Origin of the sequence: Streptococcus sp. 2020WUSS089 (assembly GCF_044427405.1) — a bacterium.
In the GTDB taxonomy this organism is placed as follows: domain Bacteria; phylum Bacillota; class Bacilli; order Lactobacillales; family Streptococcaceae; genus Streptococcus; species Streptococcus hashimotonensis.
The window spans coordinates 334,175-349,842 of the sequence record NZ_JAOTGD010000001.1; the positions used below are offsets into that span (position 1 = coordinate 334,175).

Annotated in this window: 12 protein-coding genes; 1 reads left to right on the top strand and 11 read right to left on the bottom strand. The window is 40.8% G+C overall.

What is annotated here, in order from left to right; translation table 11 throughout:
• Positions 1 to 40: 40 nt before the first annotated feature.
• The 8 genes from ODU46_RS01550 to ODU46_RS01585 all read right to left on the bottom strand — a co-directional run bounded on the left by ODU46_RS01550 (position 41) and on the right by ODU46_RS01585 (position 7,703).
• Positions 41 to 1,399: a glycoside hydrolase family 32 protein gene (locus tag ODU46_RS01550; RefSeq protein WP_398579133.1), complete on the bottom strand. Its 1,359-nt coding sequence runs from the start codon at positions 1,397 to 1,399 to the stop codon at positions 41 to 43.
• Positions 1,400 to 1,417: 18 nt separating this feature from the next.
• Positions 1,418 to 3,028, bottom strand: a complete 1,611-nt coding sequence (locus tag ODU46_RS01555; protein ID WP_395381917.1) for an ABC transporter substrate-binding protein — start codon at positions 3,026 to 3,028, stop codon at positions 1,418 to 1,420.
• A gap of 254 nt (positions 3,029 to 3,282) precedes the next feature.
• Entirely contained in the window at positions 3,283 to 4,170 is an 888-nt protein-coding gene (locus tag ODU46_RS01560; RefSeq protein WP_109371251.1) for a carbohydrate ABC transporter permease, read from the bottom strand.
• A gap of 9 nt (positions 4,171 to 4,179) precedes the next feature.
• Complete coding sequence (locus ODU46_RS01565) at positions 4,180 to 5,100, bottom strand: ABC transporter permease (protein WP_398579134.1); 921 nt, start codon at positions 5,098 to 5,100, stop codon at positions 4,180 to 4,182.
• Positions 5,101 to 5,254: 154 nt separating this feature from the next.
• On the bottom strand, positions 5,255 to 6,244 hold the full coding sequence (locus tag ODU46_RS01570; protein ID WP_398579135.1) for a LacI family DNA-binding transcriptional regulator: 990 nt from the start codon (positions 6,242 to 6,244) through the stop codon (positions 5,255 to 5,257).
• A gap of 103 nt (positions 6,245 to 6,347) precedes the next feature.
• Positions 6,348 to 6,887, bottom strand: a complete 540-nt coding sequence (locus ODU46_RS01575) for a hypothetical protein (RefSeq protein WP_044682120.1) — start codon at positions 6,885 to 6,887, stop codon at positions 6,348 to 6,350.
• Positions 6,888 to 7,265: a VOC family protein gene (locus ODU46_RS01580; RefSeq protein ID WP_024407510.1), complete on the bottom strand. Its 378-nt coding sequence runs from the start codon at positions 7,263 to 7,265 to the stop codon at positions 6,888 to 6,890.
• Positions 7,266 to 7,349: 84 nt separating this feature from the next.
• Positions 7,350 to 7,703, bottom strand: a complete 354-nt coding sequence (locus ODU46_RS01585) for a DUF2500 domain-containing protein (protein ID WP_024376769.1) — start codon at positions 7,701 to 7,703, stop codon at positions 7,350 to 7,352.
• A 143-nt stretch (positions 7,704 to 7,846) separates the two neighbouring features.
• On the opposite strand from ODU46_RS01585, the gene ODU46_RS01590 reads away from it, so the two are divergent.
• Positions 7,847 to 8,650, top strand: coding sequence for a peptidylprolyl isomerase (locus tag ODU46_RS01590; protein ID WP_167786841.1), 804 nt, complete (start codon positions 7,847 to 7,849; stop codon positions 8,648 to 8,650).
• Between the two features lie 264 nt (positions 8,651 to 8,914).
• Here the strand turns inward: ODU46_RS01590 and ODU46_RS01595 are convergent, their stop codons facing one another.
• The 3 genes from ODU46_RS01595 to ODU46_RS01605 are packed head-to-tail and all read right to left on the bottom strand — an operon-like array spanning position 8,915 to position 15,569.
• The gene (locus ODU46_RS01595) at positions 8,915 to 9,790 is read right to left on the bottom strand and encodes a class C sortase (protein WP_205028648.1); all 876 of its coding nucleotides are present in this window, start codon (positions 9,788 to 9,790) and stop codon (positions 8,915 to 8,917) included.
• Positions 9,791 to 9,811: 21 nt separating this feature from the next.
• Positions 9,812 to 11,350, bottom strand: coding sequence for a SpaH/EbpB family LPXTG-anchored major pilin (locus ODU46_RS01600; protein WP_105136309.1), 1,539 nt, complete (start codon positions 11,348 to 11,350; stop codon positions 9,812 to 9,814).
• On the bottom strand, positions 11,337 to 15,569 hold the full coding sequence (locus tag ODU46_RS01605) for a SpaH/EbpB family LPXTG-anchored major pilin (protein WP_398579136.1): 4,233 nt from the start codon (positions 15,567 to 15,569) through the stop codon (positions 11,337 to 11,339). The genes ODU46_RS01600 and ODU46_RS01605 overlap by 14 nt, the downstream gene beginning before the upstream one ends.
• Positions 15,570 to 15,668: the final 99 nt, after the last annotated feature.

The window sequence follows — 15,668 nt, forward strand, 5'->3', positions numbered from 1 at the left end:
TCTCTTGGAGTGAAAGAATAATTTAAGAGGGCAAATAATATTATAGAGCGTTTAGAATAATCTGACCTTCTACGTAGAAGGTCGATGTCAGGGTTTCTTGACCATCGTTAACAAAAATTTCCAAACAGTTGGTGTCAACCAAGACCTCTAGCTCTGTCGCTTGAACAGTGACCGCTCGACGAACGGTTGACCATTCCTCTTCACCAGCTTGCTGGATCTTGAGAGAGCTGCGGTCGATATAGACTTCTTGTCTTTCTTTATCATAGCCAAATTGAAGATAGTCTTGGTCAGTCCCCAGTTTCAAGTCTAGACTGTCGTCCAGTTTGAGGGAGAATTTGCTTGGACCTTGAATAACTTGACCGATTTCAATGTCGTCAAAGCTGTTCAAGATACTTGCTGGCAAGACCTGTCTGAGTCCATTCTCACCTTGCTTAAGTAGACGAGGTAGGGTCATTTGACCATACCACTTATGTCCCAAGTCATTGGTTACAAGCGGACGTCCCCATGTATGCATCCAGGCAATCATGACACGTTCCCCTTCTGGACCTTCAGTTGTTTGAGCTGCATAGAAATCATGCCCATGGTCGATTTCCTTGAAGGAATCTGCCACAAAGACTTTCTTGTCCCAGTCCACATGACCAGTCACAAAGATATTGGAATTGATATTGACAAAGTCATTATCTTCTTTTTGATAGCGCATCGGCGAAACAATCAGGTACTCCTGCCCATCTACTTCAAAGTAATCAGGACATTCCCAAACGTGACCTTGGTGGGCCTCACCTTTTAAGAAGATGGACTCAAATTGCCAGTCCAGCAAATCGTCAGAGCCAAGTAGGACGATACAGCCGACACCGTCTTTATGCTTGGTCGCTACGACGGAGTAATAGCGGCCGTCTTTCTCAAAAATCTTCGGATCACGGAAGTCATTGGCGATGACTTCTTCTGGTAGAAGTTCCTCCGTCGCAACAGGGTTCTGTGCGATTTTTTCAAAATGAATCCCGTCTGTCGAATAGGCCATGTTCTGCACCTGTCTGACAGACCCATCTTCATTGACGATGTTGCCCGTGTACATGAGCCATAGGGTATCTTCTTTGACAATAGCAGAGCCCGAGAAACAGCCATCCTTATCGTAGTCCTTGTCTGGAGCCAGGGCAACTGGGAGATGTTCCCAGTTGACCAAGTTCTTACTTTTGGCGTGGCCCCAATGCATTGGTCCCCAAACACTTTCATAGGGATTGAATTGATAAAAGAGGTGGTATTCTCCTTTGAAATAGACAAATCCATTTGGGTCATTGATCCAGCCAATTTCTGGAACAAAATGACGCTCTGGTCTAAATGTCGGATCAAGGGTTACTTTTTCTGCTTGAATATATGCATTGGCTTTTTCAACTGTTTTCACAGGCAGCCTCCTTTTTGATTACTGATTTTCTTTGTACTGATCGTAGTATTTTTGCTTGATAGCTAACCAGTCAGATAGACCGTAGCTTTCCAATTCTTTCAAATAGCTATCCCATTCTTCTTCGATACCGCCGTTGACAATCCATTCTGCACGTTTGCGGTAGATGAAGTCGTTCATATCTGCTTCAACTTGAGCAATCTTATCCAAATCTTCTTGTTCCATGAAGACACGAGGGTAAATATCATCGTTGGTTACATAGTCAAGATAAGTAGCGTGCATCAAGTCCAAACGCCATTTAGCGTCATCTGGCATGGTGGTTACTTTGCCGTAGTATTCGTCAAGAATAGCAAGAGGTCCACCAACTTCTGTCTTCTGACGCAATTCGCCTGGAGCTGTACCGTTCAATGGTAGGTGTTTGAGGCTATTAGTTGCTGTGTCAAGTTCAAAGATATTTTGTTGGCTTTCATCTCCATAAGTACCCCAGTTGTTTTGGACAGATTGGAGCGGAGCGTATTGGGCATCAATCCACTTGGCTGTCAATTCCAAGTTTTTATTAGCTGATGTGATGACCATGCGGTCACGTTGGAAGCCCATACCGTTTGTACGAGTGATGTGCTTGGTTCCATCAGGACCTGCCAAGACTGGCAAGATGTCATAGGTATCGTTCATACCTGTCACATTTGCCTTATCCCAAGTAAAGTAAACACCGTAGAGATTTTCACTTCCTTTAGAGATGTAAGTATTCCAATCTTGTTCAAACGCTTCAGGATCTAGAAGACCTTTTTCTTGAAGGGTGCGCATAAATTCAACACCTTCTTTGTAGTCTTCATTGTCCGCTGTGAAGTCAACAGTTCCGTCATTGCTGACAACTAAGTGGTCATCATTATCACCTACACCGAATGCACCAAAAAGAATTTTGAAGTCCTCATTTCCTCCACCATTGATGAAGCCCATTGGAATTTCATCCGCCTTGCCGTTTCCGTTTGGATCTTGGGTCTTGAAGGCTTCAAGGACCTTAATCAAGTCATCCGTTGTTTTTGGCATTTCAAGACCGAGTTTGTTCAACCATTCTTTGTTAATCCAAGCAATATCGTTAACGGTGTGAATTGATTCCTTACCTTCGCCCAATTCTTCAATCCATGGGAATGAGTAGATATGTCCATCTGGAGCCGTAATCATTGAACGGTATTCTGGGTTCTCATCAAGAATTTTCTTGAGGTTTGGCATATGCTCATCAATCAAGTCTTCAACTGGTACGATAACCCCTTGCTTCGCCCAGTTCATCAATTCCACATCAGAAGCCCCGTCATTATGAATAGCATCTGGCAAATCACCTGAAGCAATATCTAAGTTCCGTTTTTCACCAAAGTCTGACTGATAATTTGTCCAGTCAATATGAACGCCTGTTTCCTCTTCTAATCGCTTGAAAATTAATTTTTCATTCGGATCTGCTGGAGCTAAGGGCGAACTTGCAGTCATAAACTTAAGCGTAACTGATTTTTCCAAAGGGAACTGAACATCCTTTAATTCATAATCAGGGCTTGATGCGGTATTTTTTGAACCACAAGCAGCCAATAAAACGGTACTTGCAAGAAGCGTAACAACTGTTTTTCCAAATTTGTGTTTCATCAGAAACAACCTCCTATTTTGTTTTCTTAAAAATAATTGATACTTATACTCAATGAAAATCAAAAACAGACTAGCTCCAAAGGTTTGGGGAACCTTTGGAGGTTGGAGATAGAGCGAACGTAGTTCGTTTCTACTCACGCAGATAGAACTCTGTTCCTTTTATATTTCAAGGAACAGGCTGAAAAGATCCACTGGATCTTTTCACTCATCAAATCAAGTCAACAACGTCTGATTTTGATTTTCGAAGAGTATTATTAACCTTTTAATGAACCAGCCATGATACCCTTGTCAAAGTATTTCTGGAAGAATGGATACATGACAATGAGTGGCAAGCTAGAGATGACAATAGTCGCATACTTAATCATTTCTGCGATTCGTTTCATTTCATTCATGGCAGCCTGGGCACCAATCATATCCTTGGCAGGCTCACTCTGAATGAGGATTTTCCGTAGCACGAGTTGGAGCGGTTCCAAGTCTGGATCCTTAATGTAAATCATGGCATCGAAGTAAGAATTCCATTGACCGACAAAGGCATAGAGGAAGAGGACAAACATAATTGGTTTTGCCAGCGGGATCATGATTTTCCAGAAAATCTGAAATTCATTGGCCCCGTCCATTACCGCTGCTTCTACCAACTCATCTGGTAAGCCTTGGAAATAAGTTCGTGCCAAGATGATATTCCAAACATTGACTGCACCAGGGATAATAATGGCCCAAACGGTGTTCAACATTCCCAAATCTTTGACCAAGAGATAGGTCGGAACAAGGCCACCACCAAAGAACATAGTGAAGACTAGGAAGGCATTGATCCATTTTTTCCCGACCAAGTCTTTTTTCGAGAGAGGATAGGCAGTCATGACCGAAATGGCTACAGTCACAAAGGCAAAGGAGAAAGAATAAAAGAGGGAGTTGAAAAATCCACGTAGGATAGACTTGTCTGAAAAGACTCGTTGGTAGCCTTCTACTGTCCAGTCCTTTGGATCAAAGCTAATTCCCTTGCTGACCAAGGCCTGTGGGTCCATGAAGGAAGCTACTAAAATGTAAGTCATAGGCACAACTGTTATGAGAACAAGAAATGCCAGCAAGATTTTATTGACAATCAGCATTCGCTTGTCAAATTTTGTGTACATTTGTGTATTCATACGAACCTCCTATAAGCCTTGTCCGTCGTTAATGCGTTGGACAATCTTATTGACTGCAATCAGCAGGATAATATTGATAAGGGCGTTAAATAAACCAACCGCTGTTGAATAAGAGTAGTCACCTGACACCAAACCGATTTTATAGACATAGGTTGAAATGATTTCAGAACTGGTTAGGTTGAGGGAGGTCTGCATCAGGAAGGCTTTTTCATAGCCAACGTTCATGATGCCCCCAGCTGCCAGGATAAATTGAATGACCATAACTGGTTTCAATGCAGGCAAGTCAATGTGCCAGATTCGTTGGAAGATGTTGGCACCGTCTAGTTTAGCCGCTTCAATCAAGGCCGGATCGACATTGACCAAGGTAGCCGTGTAGAGCGTTGATGCCCAGCCCATTCCCTGCCAGATACCACTTAAGATATAGAGTGGTCTGAAGAAGTCAGGATCAGTCAGGAAGTTGGCTTCAATACCAAATAGACTAAGGATTGAGTTGACTGGTCCTCCTACTGAGAAGAAGAGGAAAATCATACCGACGATGACAACGACCGAGATGAAGTTTGGTGCGTACAGTACCAACTGAATCCGTTTTTTAGCCTTATCACTCAATAGTTGGTTGAGCATGATTGCCAAAATAATGGGTGGGAGAAATCCCAAGAGCAAACCATAGACACTCAATTTTAAGGTGTTGGCAAGTAAGGTGCCGAAATTTGGAGAAGAGAGAAACTTGGTAAACTCTTCAAACCCAATCCACTCACTACCAAGCACCCCTTTTAAAGGATTATAATCTTTAAAGGCAATCAAGACCCCGTACATGGGGATGTAACGGAAGATGAAAGTCAAGACCAAACCTGGTAGTAACATCAGTAACAAGAGTTTCTGTTGCTTGATTCGATCCAAGAGCCCAACTTGTTGCAGTTTTGATGTTTTCATAAGAACTCCTTTTTGAAACGTTTCAAATTCATTGCTTTCAAAAAGAGGATGCGAACCTCTTTTTGAAACGTTTCATTTTTCTTGTAAAAATAAAACCAACTGTTTATTGATGATTTTATTTTATCATTGTAACCGTTTTCTGTCAACTGCTTTTTTAAAATTTTTTTGTAGTTTTTCCGTCCACATAAGAAATTGGTAACGTAACTTGGAGAGGACGCTCCCTTTTCTCGATGACATCGACTAGACAGGCAACTGCTTCCTGGGCCATAGCCTCTAGAGGCTGACGAATGGTGGAAAGTTCTAAAGAACGTTCGCTTGCCAACTGAATACCATCATAGCCGATCACCTGCACATCTTCTGGAACCCGTCGTCCCAGTTTTTCCAAGACAGCAAGAGTATCTAGGGCTACAAAATCATTGATGGTAAAAATGGCGTCAACCTGTGGATTTTTAAGCAAAAAGACTTCGACTTGATCGACAAAGTCATCATAAGGCTCTTCCAAGTCCAAGACCTGACAAGGAAAACCTGCTTCTAAAATCCGCTTTTCAAAGTACAATCGACGCTTTTTAGTTTCATTGATGGTTTTATTGTGCCCGCCGATAAAGGCAAAATGGCGACCTCCTTTTGCAATCAAGGTATCCGCTGCCAGTTCCGCACCAGCTTGGTTGTCCGAACTGACACAAGGGATTGCCTTGTTTTCATAGGTGCGGTCGATACTTACAAAAGGAATATTGGACGATAGGTAATCATCAATGGGACTGTAGGTAATTGCAATAATGCCATCCACCTTATTTTGCTGGAGCATGGTTAGGTAGTCCAGTTCCCGCTTTGGTCCTGAGATATTGCAGAGCAAGAGCTTGTAATTCTTCTTGCTCAGGGCCACTTCGACATGATAGGCAAACTCTCCAAAAAATGGATGCCAGACTGTCGGAATAATCAAGGCAATGGTTTCCGTCCTGTTCTTTTTCATCCCACGTGCATAAACATCTGGGATGTAATTTAATTCCTGAATGGCAGTCTGAACTTTTTCAAGTGTGCTTTCCTTAATACCTGGTTCCTTATTAATAACTCGAGAAACCGTACCAACACTGACCCCTGCAACTCGAGCTACATCTTTCATAGTAATTGATTTTTGCTCTGCCATTGTTTGCTCCTTTCTATTTTGTTTTTGAAACGTTTCAATATTTTATATTAGAATACCATTGATAACGATTTCTGTCAAGAAAAAATAGACCAGCCTTGCCAGTCTACATCTTCTTCTTTGGGTGTTTGTCAATGACTTCTGGGTGATTTTCCAGAGCAGCTCTGCCTTTTTCCGTCAGGGCATAACCACGAACAGCAAAGTAGGGAGCTAGTTTTTCTTCTGTCAAGTGGTCCTTGAGGGCAGTGTCGAGGTCGGCCGCCTTCATCTTGGACAGACCGGTCACGCCTTCTGCCTTGAGGATATTCTTCTTGGCAGTGGAGGTAATGTGGTCCAGCGAATCAAAGGCTGACTCTAAATAAACATAGCCTTCCGCCAACAACTTTTCCATGTGGGCAGGTCCGTTGATCCCGTAAATGTACTCAAAATACTTGGAATAGGGCGTCGTAGTTGTAAAGGTACCAAAATTGACACGCCAGAGGAGGATAATGTCCCCTGCCAGCAGACCTTCTTCTAGCCGAATCATATTGCGTTTGGGAACGGGCTTGGCCTCCAAAAGCCAGGCTGCCAGGTCACGTTCAGGGGAAATATAGGGCTTGACCTCATGGTCTTTGTACATTTCTTCAATCCGATTCTGAATTGACATTTATTTTACCTCTTGTACTGCGTAATAGTTGCCTTCTTCGTCGCTAAAGTTGAAAGTTTTCATAAATCCAAGATCCATAACTGGGTTGGCATTGACACCGCGTTCGATAAATTCTTGGTAGGTTTTTTCAACATCTGCAGATGCCATCAAGATGGATGGAATACCAAGAAACATCTCTGGATGCATTTCAGCAACTGCTGCCTTATCATGAAGAACAAATTGAACATCGCTATCTACTTTTGGCGCGATAACATAAGAAACTTGCGGACCTTGTTCTTGGCGTTCTACACGCTCAAAGCCAACTTTTTCATTCCAGAATTTTGCGGCTGCTTCAGGATTATTGACATACAGCATAACCTGTCCGATTGATTGAATCATTTTAAATACCTCTTTTGTGTTGTACGAATATCTATTCAGACCATTATACACTATGTAGGGATATTTTCAAAAGAAAAACGACTCTTAGAGCCGTTCAAAACCTAGGAAGCGAGTCCCCTGAAAATGCAGTCTGCCTACATCTCCCTCTGCCAAGAGGGCATACTCATCCGAGCGTACACGGAACTCCTGCCGTCTTCCCTCCCATTCAAACGTTACATAATAATTGGTTCGTGCTACTTCATTACCAAAAACATGAGTTCGTTTTGAGACAAGCTTGGCCCTGTAGGATTCTTTTGGGGCCTGATTGTTATGGTGCCATTCCATAAAATTTTTAATAATATGGAAACAAACCGTCGCTAATATGATTGCAGAAAAACTGTAGAAAAGGACCGTATGCCATACTAGGCTTCCATCTGGGCCAAACAAGTTCTCAAACATCACTATTCTCCTTTTTACATTTGTGAATATAGTATATCATATTGTTGAATTAGATACACTTTTTATACTAGATAAAAATTGAAAAAATCCATATTTCATGGTAGAATGAGCATAATTTTGAACAAGACAAGAAAGGATTTTCAATGAAAAAAATACTAGCTCTTGCTCTAGCTTCGAGCATCTTGCTAACTGCCTGCACAAACAACTCGACAGCTAATAGCTCATCTTCTACAGTATCTAGCTCTAGTTCAAGCTCGACTACGACAGCTGATACAACTGCTTCTAGCCAATATGCCAAAGATTTGGCATACGCCATTAACAATCCTAAAGCTACATTCCCCCAACTTTCCAATGAAATTGGTGAAAATGAGGCTGCTGTTAAAATAAAAACAACCGAAGGCGACATCACTATAAAACTCTTCCCCGAGCAAGCTCCACTAACTGTGGAAAACTTTCTGACCCATGCCAAGGAAGGATACTATAATGGAACGATTTTCCATCGTGTCATTAAGGATTTCATGATTCAAGGTGGCGATCCTCTTGGAAATGGTACTGGTGGAGAGTCTATCTGGGCCGGAAAAGATACTACTATCGATGCTGGAAATGGTTTTAAAGACGAGATTTCAGCTTTCCTTTATAACATTCGTGGCTCACTTTCTATGGCAAATGCTGGTGCAGGAACAAATGGAAGTCAGTTTTTCATCAATCAAAATACAACAGACATGTCTAGCCAACTTTCTAGTTCTAGCTATCCTGGTAAAATCATCGATGCTTATAAAAACGGAGGCAACCCAAACTTAGATGGCAAGCATACCGTATTTGGTCAAGTCATCGAAGGGATGGACATCGTAGATAAAATCGCTTCCGTCGAAACAGATGATAGCGATAAACCTAAAACAGATGTAAAAATTGAGTCTATTGAGATTCTGAAAGATTACACCTTTTAAAAAAGAAACAGAGTGCCCACCTCCTGTCGGAGAGTAGGCACTCTGTTTCTTTTATCACGTGAAAACCAGTTACTGTTTGCTAGGGTCTTTCAGCTTACTCTTACTCTATAAAGAAAAATTATCGGTATTCGGAAAGAAGAAAACAATCATCCCTAAGTAACAAAAGGAAGACGAAAGACATAAATTGGAGATTATATTATGAAAACAGGGGTGTCAACTGTTTTTCACGAGTTTAAAGACATTATTTAAAGAAGCCAAGCTGGATTAATTTCTCTTATGACTTTTACGCGACGGCTTCATTTTTCCGTAGCATTTCTTTAACAATATAACCAAAAAGATAAATGAAAGAGGTATTCCAATAAATAGAGGGATGTAATTGACTGGAAGGACCGCGACTTGCTTCACTTCTGCTTCCATTATCTCCGCTTTGTATGGGATACGATGTCCCCTAACCAAAATCCTGTGGCTATTTACCATATAAGGTGTGCAAGTCACCAACGTGACATAATCCTGTCCTTCAACAATCTGTAGGCTACTAACGTCACTAGGATCAACAACTTGAATCTTGTCTACTTGGTAGGCATGAATTTCAGACTCTTTGAGCTCAATATAAAATCTATCCCCTTCAACCAGGTCTGGTAAGTCTGTAAACAATTTAGCTTCGGTCAAGCCACGATGTCCAGAAATAACCGAGTGCGTCGATTCTCCACCGATTGGGAAGGAGGTCCCTTCTAGATAGGTTGCGCCACGCGCGAGAAAGTCCTCCCTGGTTTGGTCAAAAATAGGCAATCTGATTTGGATTTTAGGGATAGAAATAACGCCCAAAACATGGTCTTCATAGACCGTTTTTAAATCTTCAACTTTTTTGGCCTCTTCGGAGAACGGATCAAATCCGGGAGAAATATTTTGATAGGCAAATTGCTTATTTTTTGCCTCCATTTCGGCTAATTTTTGTTGATATTCCTCGGTACTTTTTTGATTTGCTTGCTGCTGGTAATGTTGAATGATTTGTTGGTTCATCAAGTCATTCAAACTATTTCTAATGAATGGATAGGAGAGAATGCCGATACCACAGGCCAGAACGACCCCCATAACAGTATCCACTATTTTTCTTTTTGTATTTTTCTTGGTTCGCTCCATATTCTCCCCTGTTCATTATCATTATGCTGCTTTACGACGAGACACAAAATAGGTACCTGCAAGAGCAATCATTACAGCTCCAAGTGCAACGAAAAGAACAATTCCTGTACCACCTGTAGAAGGAAGGAAACCTTTCGGTGTATTGACGAGTTTATGCGGAGCTCCTGTAGTAGTCGTATAAGAATTAGCTGTTACTTCAAATTGAGTGTAGGCTGCCATACCAGTCGGTAAAGCGTAGCCCTCTGGAGCTTTTGTTTCTTGAAGTTGGTAGGTACCATATTCGAGACCTTTTACATCCACAATTCCTGTTGAATCAGTTGTATATTTTGTTGCTTCTTCATAAGAAGTAACCCATTGACCACCCTCGGCACTTGCTTTGAAGTATTCTGCAGAATCAGTAGTATTTTTGCGAACGACGAATTCTGCTCCCTCAAGAGTTTTAGCCTCATTGTTCACATCAACTTTTTTAAACTTATAACCACCTGTTTTTACTGTTTCAAAATCTTCTGGTGTTTCTTTGTCCCATTTATTGATACCTGTAGTACCATCGTTACCAAAAATTGCTTTTGCAGTATTGACGATGCCTGTATCAATATATTGGAGGGAATGAATCTTCATTTGATAGCTAAAAGCAATTTCTTTATTGGCATGACTTGCTAATTTTTCAATACCTGCTTCTGTTAATTTCGTTGTGACAGTGGTTTTACTACCTTGTTCTGCTACTGTTACAGTATAGTCCTCAGTTGCTACCAATACAGGACCGTCTGCCACTTTTACTGAGTAAGTAGCTGGTTCATTGATAAAGACAAGTTGGTCTGTTTCAAAACTATCTACAAATTGGAAAACATTGTACAATTTTTTAGCTACACCATCGACTAATTTGGTTGCAGCGATGTCTGCTGGGATGGTGGTTTTTAATTTATAATCAATGGTTTGTCCAATAGAGAAATCCGTTTGTTTTGCACTATTTTTTTGACTGGTAATATCTTTGTCAAACGGTGTATCTTTTGTGATATTCTTTGGATAGAGGTGAATGGATGTCAATACCGTATCATTTGTCCCCTGTTTATAGATTGGAAGACTTACCACCAAATTATCAGCAACAGTTGTTACCCCTTCGCTCGCTTGTTCTACAAAAAGATATACTGCATTACGGCCAGAAGATTTGGCATTAAGGCTGAATGTAGTACTGCCATCTGGACCTGTTGTTTGAGTTGCAGATGCAACCTTACCTGATGGAGCCACTCCAGCTGTTCCTTTGACAGTGGCAACCGCATCATTTACCGCCTGTGATACTGACTTTGTCGCAACAGAGGCATCATAGGCTGCATAATATTCTGTCGTTACATCATAAACATCAAAGGTAATTCCAGGAAGAAAGTTAAAATCTCCTGCTAGGATTTCACCTGTATTGGTAATCGTACCTGTATAGTCCTTTACCTTATGTAATGTAATTGATACTTTTTCTGTTTCGTCAGCCGACACAAACGGTGTCAGTAAACTGCTAAACGTACTCACTAAAAGAGTCGCTAGTAATGCAAAAAACTTAAACTTTTTCATTATATTTCTCCTTTTTAGACGAGCATCTGCTCCTATTCATCATAATGGATGATACTAAACATAATAATCCGATAACTGCTAACGATGTTGTTGCTGTCCCTGTTTTAGGAAGCTGAATCCGAGGTTTTTCAACATTATATATTGATAAAATCGGCCCTTTCGTAAAAGTAGAGGTAGAGATAGTAAATGTAATCGGCTTTTCATTTAAGATGTAGCCTGATGGCGCTTGTATCTCACTTAGAAGATAGGTGCCATAACTCAATCCCTTTATCTCAAAATGACCTTGGGCATCGGAAGTCAGTTGAACAACATCCTTTTCCTCAGGGGTTACCTTTTCAAATTGATACCTACCTTCCTTATAGGTAAGGATTGTTTGATTAATGGGATGCTTGATAATAAATTTTGCATTGGCTAAGGGAGCCTTGTTTCCGCCTGCCTTTTGCTTGATAAATCGAAAACCGCCTGTTATCACCTGTTCCCTATCAACTAATGGAGTTAGATTTCCAGGATAGAGAGTTGCTGTATTTATCAATGGTTGATCTATTGCAGCTTCATCGGTAATAACCATATTGTAGGTAAGGTCTAGTGTTTTTCCGCCAAACTGAGCGACTTTTGCAATATCAAACGATAGTTTAAAACGATTTTCTGACTGGCTGATTGACTCTATGAGACCCGCTTGTTCCTGTCCATCAATCGAGACTCTCAGACTTTCACTGATAAATTCCAAACCTACATCATAAACATCTTCTAATTCATAACTTGCTAAGTTTACAATATCTTGTGGAAGAATAGTAGACAGACTGTAATGAATGGGTTCTCCCAAACTGTAACTGTCCCTCTTTCCATCTATTGTTTTATCAAAAGTAAAGGTTCCCTGTGATTTAGGATAAACCGATATTTGAGACCGCTCTTTCCCTTGATCATCTAACAGGGGTAACACTACCACAAGCGGCTCCATAGGTGTAACTGCAACAGGTGTTACCCTTTCCCTGATGAGGTAGACCGCCGGGTGGTCTCTACTTATTTTTTCTACAGTAAAATATGCCTTTCCTTTATCGTCCGTTACAGCCTGACCTACTTTCTCACCTTGGACATTTTGCGCCTTACTCAATATTTCCTGCGCCTCTAGTCTCGATAAGGATTTCAAGTGGACTAGGTCGTAAAATTCATTCGTAACATCAACAATTTCCAAGTATGCCCCTGCTACTGGACTTCCTGATTTGTATTGAGTATCCGTTACTGGATAAATCAGACGATTGACCTCAATGGTGACCTGCCCTTGCTCTTGTGCAAAAATCCTAGTATTCTGCCCAATAAGCCCTGTTGTTGCAATGATGATCACAAAAAGCCATTTGACAAATCGCTTTCGTGTGAAAAAGAGTAAAGCAAGAATCGTCTGACTGCCACCAATGACGATATAGAGTACAATCCCATTCCCACCTGTAATGGGTAACATTGACTTCCGCTTATTATAGACTGCTAAAGTACCTTTGTAGATAGTGTCGTCTGCCCTAGTAAATTCAAACGGCCTCGAATCTTCTTCTCCATCTGCTTTCGTATAAGTAATATTGATACCATCTGTTTTGGATGTGGTTATCGTAAAGTAACCTTCTAAACGTATAAAACCATCAATCGTCTGACTTTCAACCAAATAATAGGTTTTATCAGCTTTTAGAATATCCTTTCCAAAAACAATTTTTCCTTCTGAATTTGTTCTGACTCTTGCCAACTCTCCAGAAAAAGTATCTCCATTACGTGTTGAATAAAGTTTGAATTCAACATTCTCAAGCGGTCTTTGGAATGTAGAGGATTTTTTCTCCAAGAATAACTCAAAATCCTTAGGTTGATTCGTAACGGTTGTTGTATCAAAGATATAATTATGATACACTTGGTCAACTTCCAGCCCCTCACGATATGCTACTACAAAACCATCTTCATTTGGATAATATTGCTGACTAAGTTGGTAACCTACCGGAGCTTGTTTTTCCTCCCATCGATACCGCCCAGCAGCGAGATTTGGAATGCTGATTTTTCCTTCTAGATTCGTAGTGAATTCTGTTTTCCCGCTATAGCTGACAGGAATCCATTCAGAACCAACTTTTTCCTGTAAAGCAAAAACAGCTCCTTGCAAGGCAGCATTGGTGTCACTACCTTTTTTCTCTAAGTTGATTTGGAACAATCGTTCATTTCTTTGACTAGCTGTATAGCTGTATTTATTATCGGCTACAGTAGTAAACGCTCCACTCAGAATCGTTTTAGAATTGTATCCATTCGGTACGGACACTTCTTTCCAAAAGAGATTCGGTGCATCTGGAAAATACTGGATGCTGATTTTTCCATCTTCTCCAATTTGCTCAGAGACTTGGCCATCTGCCCCTATAGAATAGGATTTGCCAGATAGAAATTGTTTGGCCTCGCCCTCTATTCTTGTCCAATCAAAGCCAGTGTTATCTGCCTTGATTTTCAGATAATGTGAGATGTCATTTTCAATCTTTGAAATAACAAAGGGCACATCATTTATCGCCTGACCCGTATCTGCATCAGTTTTTATTAATTCAAGTTGATATATTTTTTTATTTGTAGCCGTATAAACAAAGGCATTTTCTTTGAGAGATTCCGCATAATTAACAACAAAACCATCCTCATTTGGATAATATACCTGATCAAGCTGGTAGCCCTCAGGAGCTGCTATTTCTTTCCAACGGTAGGTTCCTTCTGTTAATTGCGAGAGTTTCAAAATCCCCTCTTCTCCAACTACACCTTGATAGAATCGGTGTGAGCCTGTAGAAATCTGAGAAACTGTTCTTCCAGTCCTTGGGTTGTAAAATTCCAGAGGAATCCACTCACCTGTATCAGGATTTTTCTTTTCAATTTCAAAGATAGCATCAGAAACTAAATTGCCATCCTGGTCTTCTTTCCTCAATTCAGCATTGTAATACGAGATTGGTAATTGCACCATTTGAACAGCCTGATTATTCAGGAAACCTCCTGTCGACCCTGAGAAGCCCCAGTAAACCGTATGATTTAGATCTGAAATACCAAATACCTTTTCAAGGGAATAGTCACCTGTTCCGATTGCGACATCATAAGAGATAACATCCGTACCATCTTTGGAGCGATCGTCGCTATATTCGATATTACGGGACCCCTCATGACCTTGCTTATATATCGTATAATTCAAATTCCCTGTATTACTAGCAGTATCTGGTGTCCAAGTCACCTCGAGGCGATGCCATCTACCATCTGCTAAACTACTGGTTGGCCAGTTAGAAAGATTCCAACTGTAAAGATTAGTCTTATCCGCTACCTCGCCATCCCATCCCAAACTAAGCTTTATTTTATGCTTGTTAGCTGTTTTATCTGGCTCTTTATTGTAATTTGCTCGATTATTTTTAAAATCATTTAATAAATTTATGGCAATGTGACCGTACTGCGTATTGCTGTGGTTCTCATTGTAGATAATCGAAGTCAGGTCATTATCTGAATGTTGGGTAGTATTATTATCGTTGAAAAAGGTATCAAACTCCAATGTAATCCCATTTTCAACACCACGCCAAAAATCAACCATATTATTTTTTTCACTGCTGACGTTTGCGCTAAAGTTTGAACCATATACTCCCAAGCCGTTCCCCAGAGCACCGTAGGCATTTATTCCTGTATTGCTCAGGTCTCCCGAACCAATCTTATTCCCCGCTTGCATATCTGCAACGGATTTCTTGTCATTGTGCATCGTGAAGGTAATACCATCCGCACCACCGAGACCATTAAAATTCTTATCATATTGGGTTCTGTTCCCTAGATAAACATAACTAACCATCTGGAAGGGTTCGTTGAGCTTAATTTTATTCTCTTCCAAACTCCACATAACCCCTGATTGCCATCTGGCATCACGTGTGATGACGGCTACGGATGTATCAATATCCGTGACATAGGAACGATTTTTAGCCAACTTACCTGTCTGAACAGCATCATCGGATATTGAACCTGTATATATCAGCTGTGGATAATGAAACATATCCGCCATATCTACAGTGTTAGCTATAGCAGGAGGGGCAGGTAGGTCGCTGGCAACATAGTTGCTGTCTTTGGTAGGCCACTCACGCAAACTTTGGTCAGGAAAGTCCGTATAAGGACTCCATGCCACTGTTTCCAGCGAGCCACTAGCTAAGGTTACAAAAACAACCAAAAGCCCTGCCAATAATTTCTTTAAAAACTTCATAGGCATCTCTCTTTCATTTATTTAAAAATCAAGAACATCACTATACTGTTTTCTTTCGACAATCTCCACTTTGTCTTTATGCAAACGTTTTCGTAAAGC

What these genes read in the sequence shown, in the direction of transcription:
- ODU46_RS01570 (WP_398579135.1), bottom strand. Translation starts at nt 6,244, where the DNA reads ATGGCAGAGCAAAAATCAATTACTATGAAAGATGTAGCTCGAGTTGCA.
- ODU46_RS01605 (WP_398579136.1), bottom strand. Translation starts at nt 15,569, where the DNA reads ATGAAGTTTTTAAAGAAATTATTGGCAGGGCTTTTGGTTGTTTTTGTA.
- ODU46_RS01580 (WP_024407510.1), bottom strand. Translation starts at nt 7,265, where the DNA reads ATGATTCAATCAATCGGACAGGTTATGCTGTATGTCAATAATCCTGAA.
- ODU46_RS01555 (WP_395381917.1), bottom strand. Translation starts at nt 3,028, where the DNA reads ATGAAACACAAATTTGGAAAAACAGTTGTTACGCTTCTTGCAAGTACC.
- ODU46_RS01600 (WP_105136309.1), bottom strand. Translation starts at nt 11,350, where the DNA reads ATGAAAAAGTTTAAGTTTTTTGCATTACTAGCGACTCTTTTAGTGAGT.
- ODU46_RS01585 (WP_024376769.1), bottom strand. Translation starts at nt 7,703, where the DNA reads ATGTTTGAGAACTTGTTTGGCCCAGATGGAAGCCTAGTATGGCATACG.
- ODU46_RS01595 (WP_205028648.1), bottom strand. Translation starts at nt 9,790, where the DNA reads ATGGAGCGAACCAAGAAAAATACAAAAAGAAAAATAGTGGATACTGTT.
- ODU46_RS01575 (WP_044682120.1), bottom strand. Translation starts at nt 6,887, where the DNA reads ATGTCAATTCAGAATCGGATTGAAGAAATGTACAAAGACCATGAGGTC.
- ODU46_RS01590 (WP_167786841.1), top strand. Translation starts at nt 7,847, where the DNA reads ATGAAAAAAATACTAGCTCTTGCTCTAGCTTCGAGCATCTTGCTAACT.
- ODU46_RS01560 (WP_109371251.1), bottom strand. Translation starts at nt 4,170, where the DNA reads ATGAATACACAAATGTACACAAAATTTGACAAGCGAATGCTGATTGTC.
- ODU46_RS01565 (WP_398579134.1), bottom strand. Translation starts at nt 5,100, where the DNA reads ATGAAAACATCAAAACTGCAACAAGTTGGGCTCTTGGATCGAATCAAG.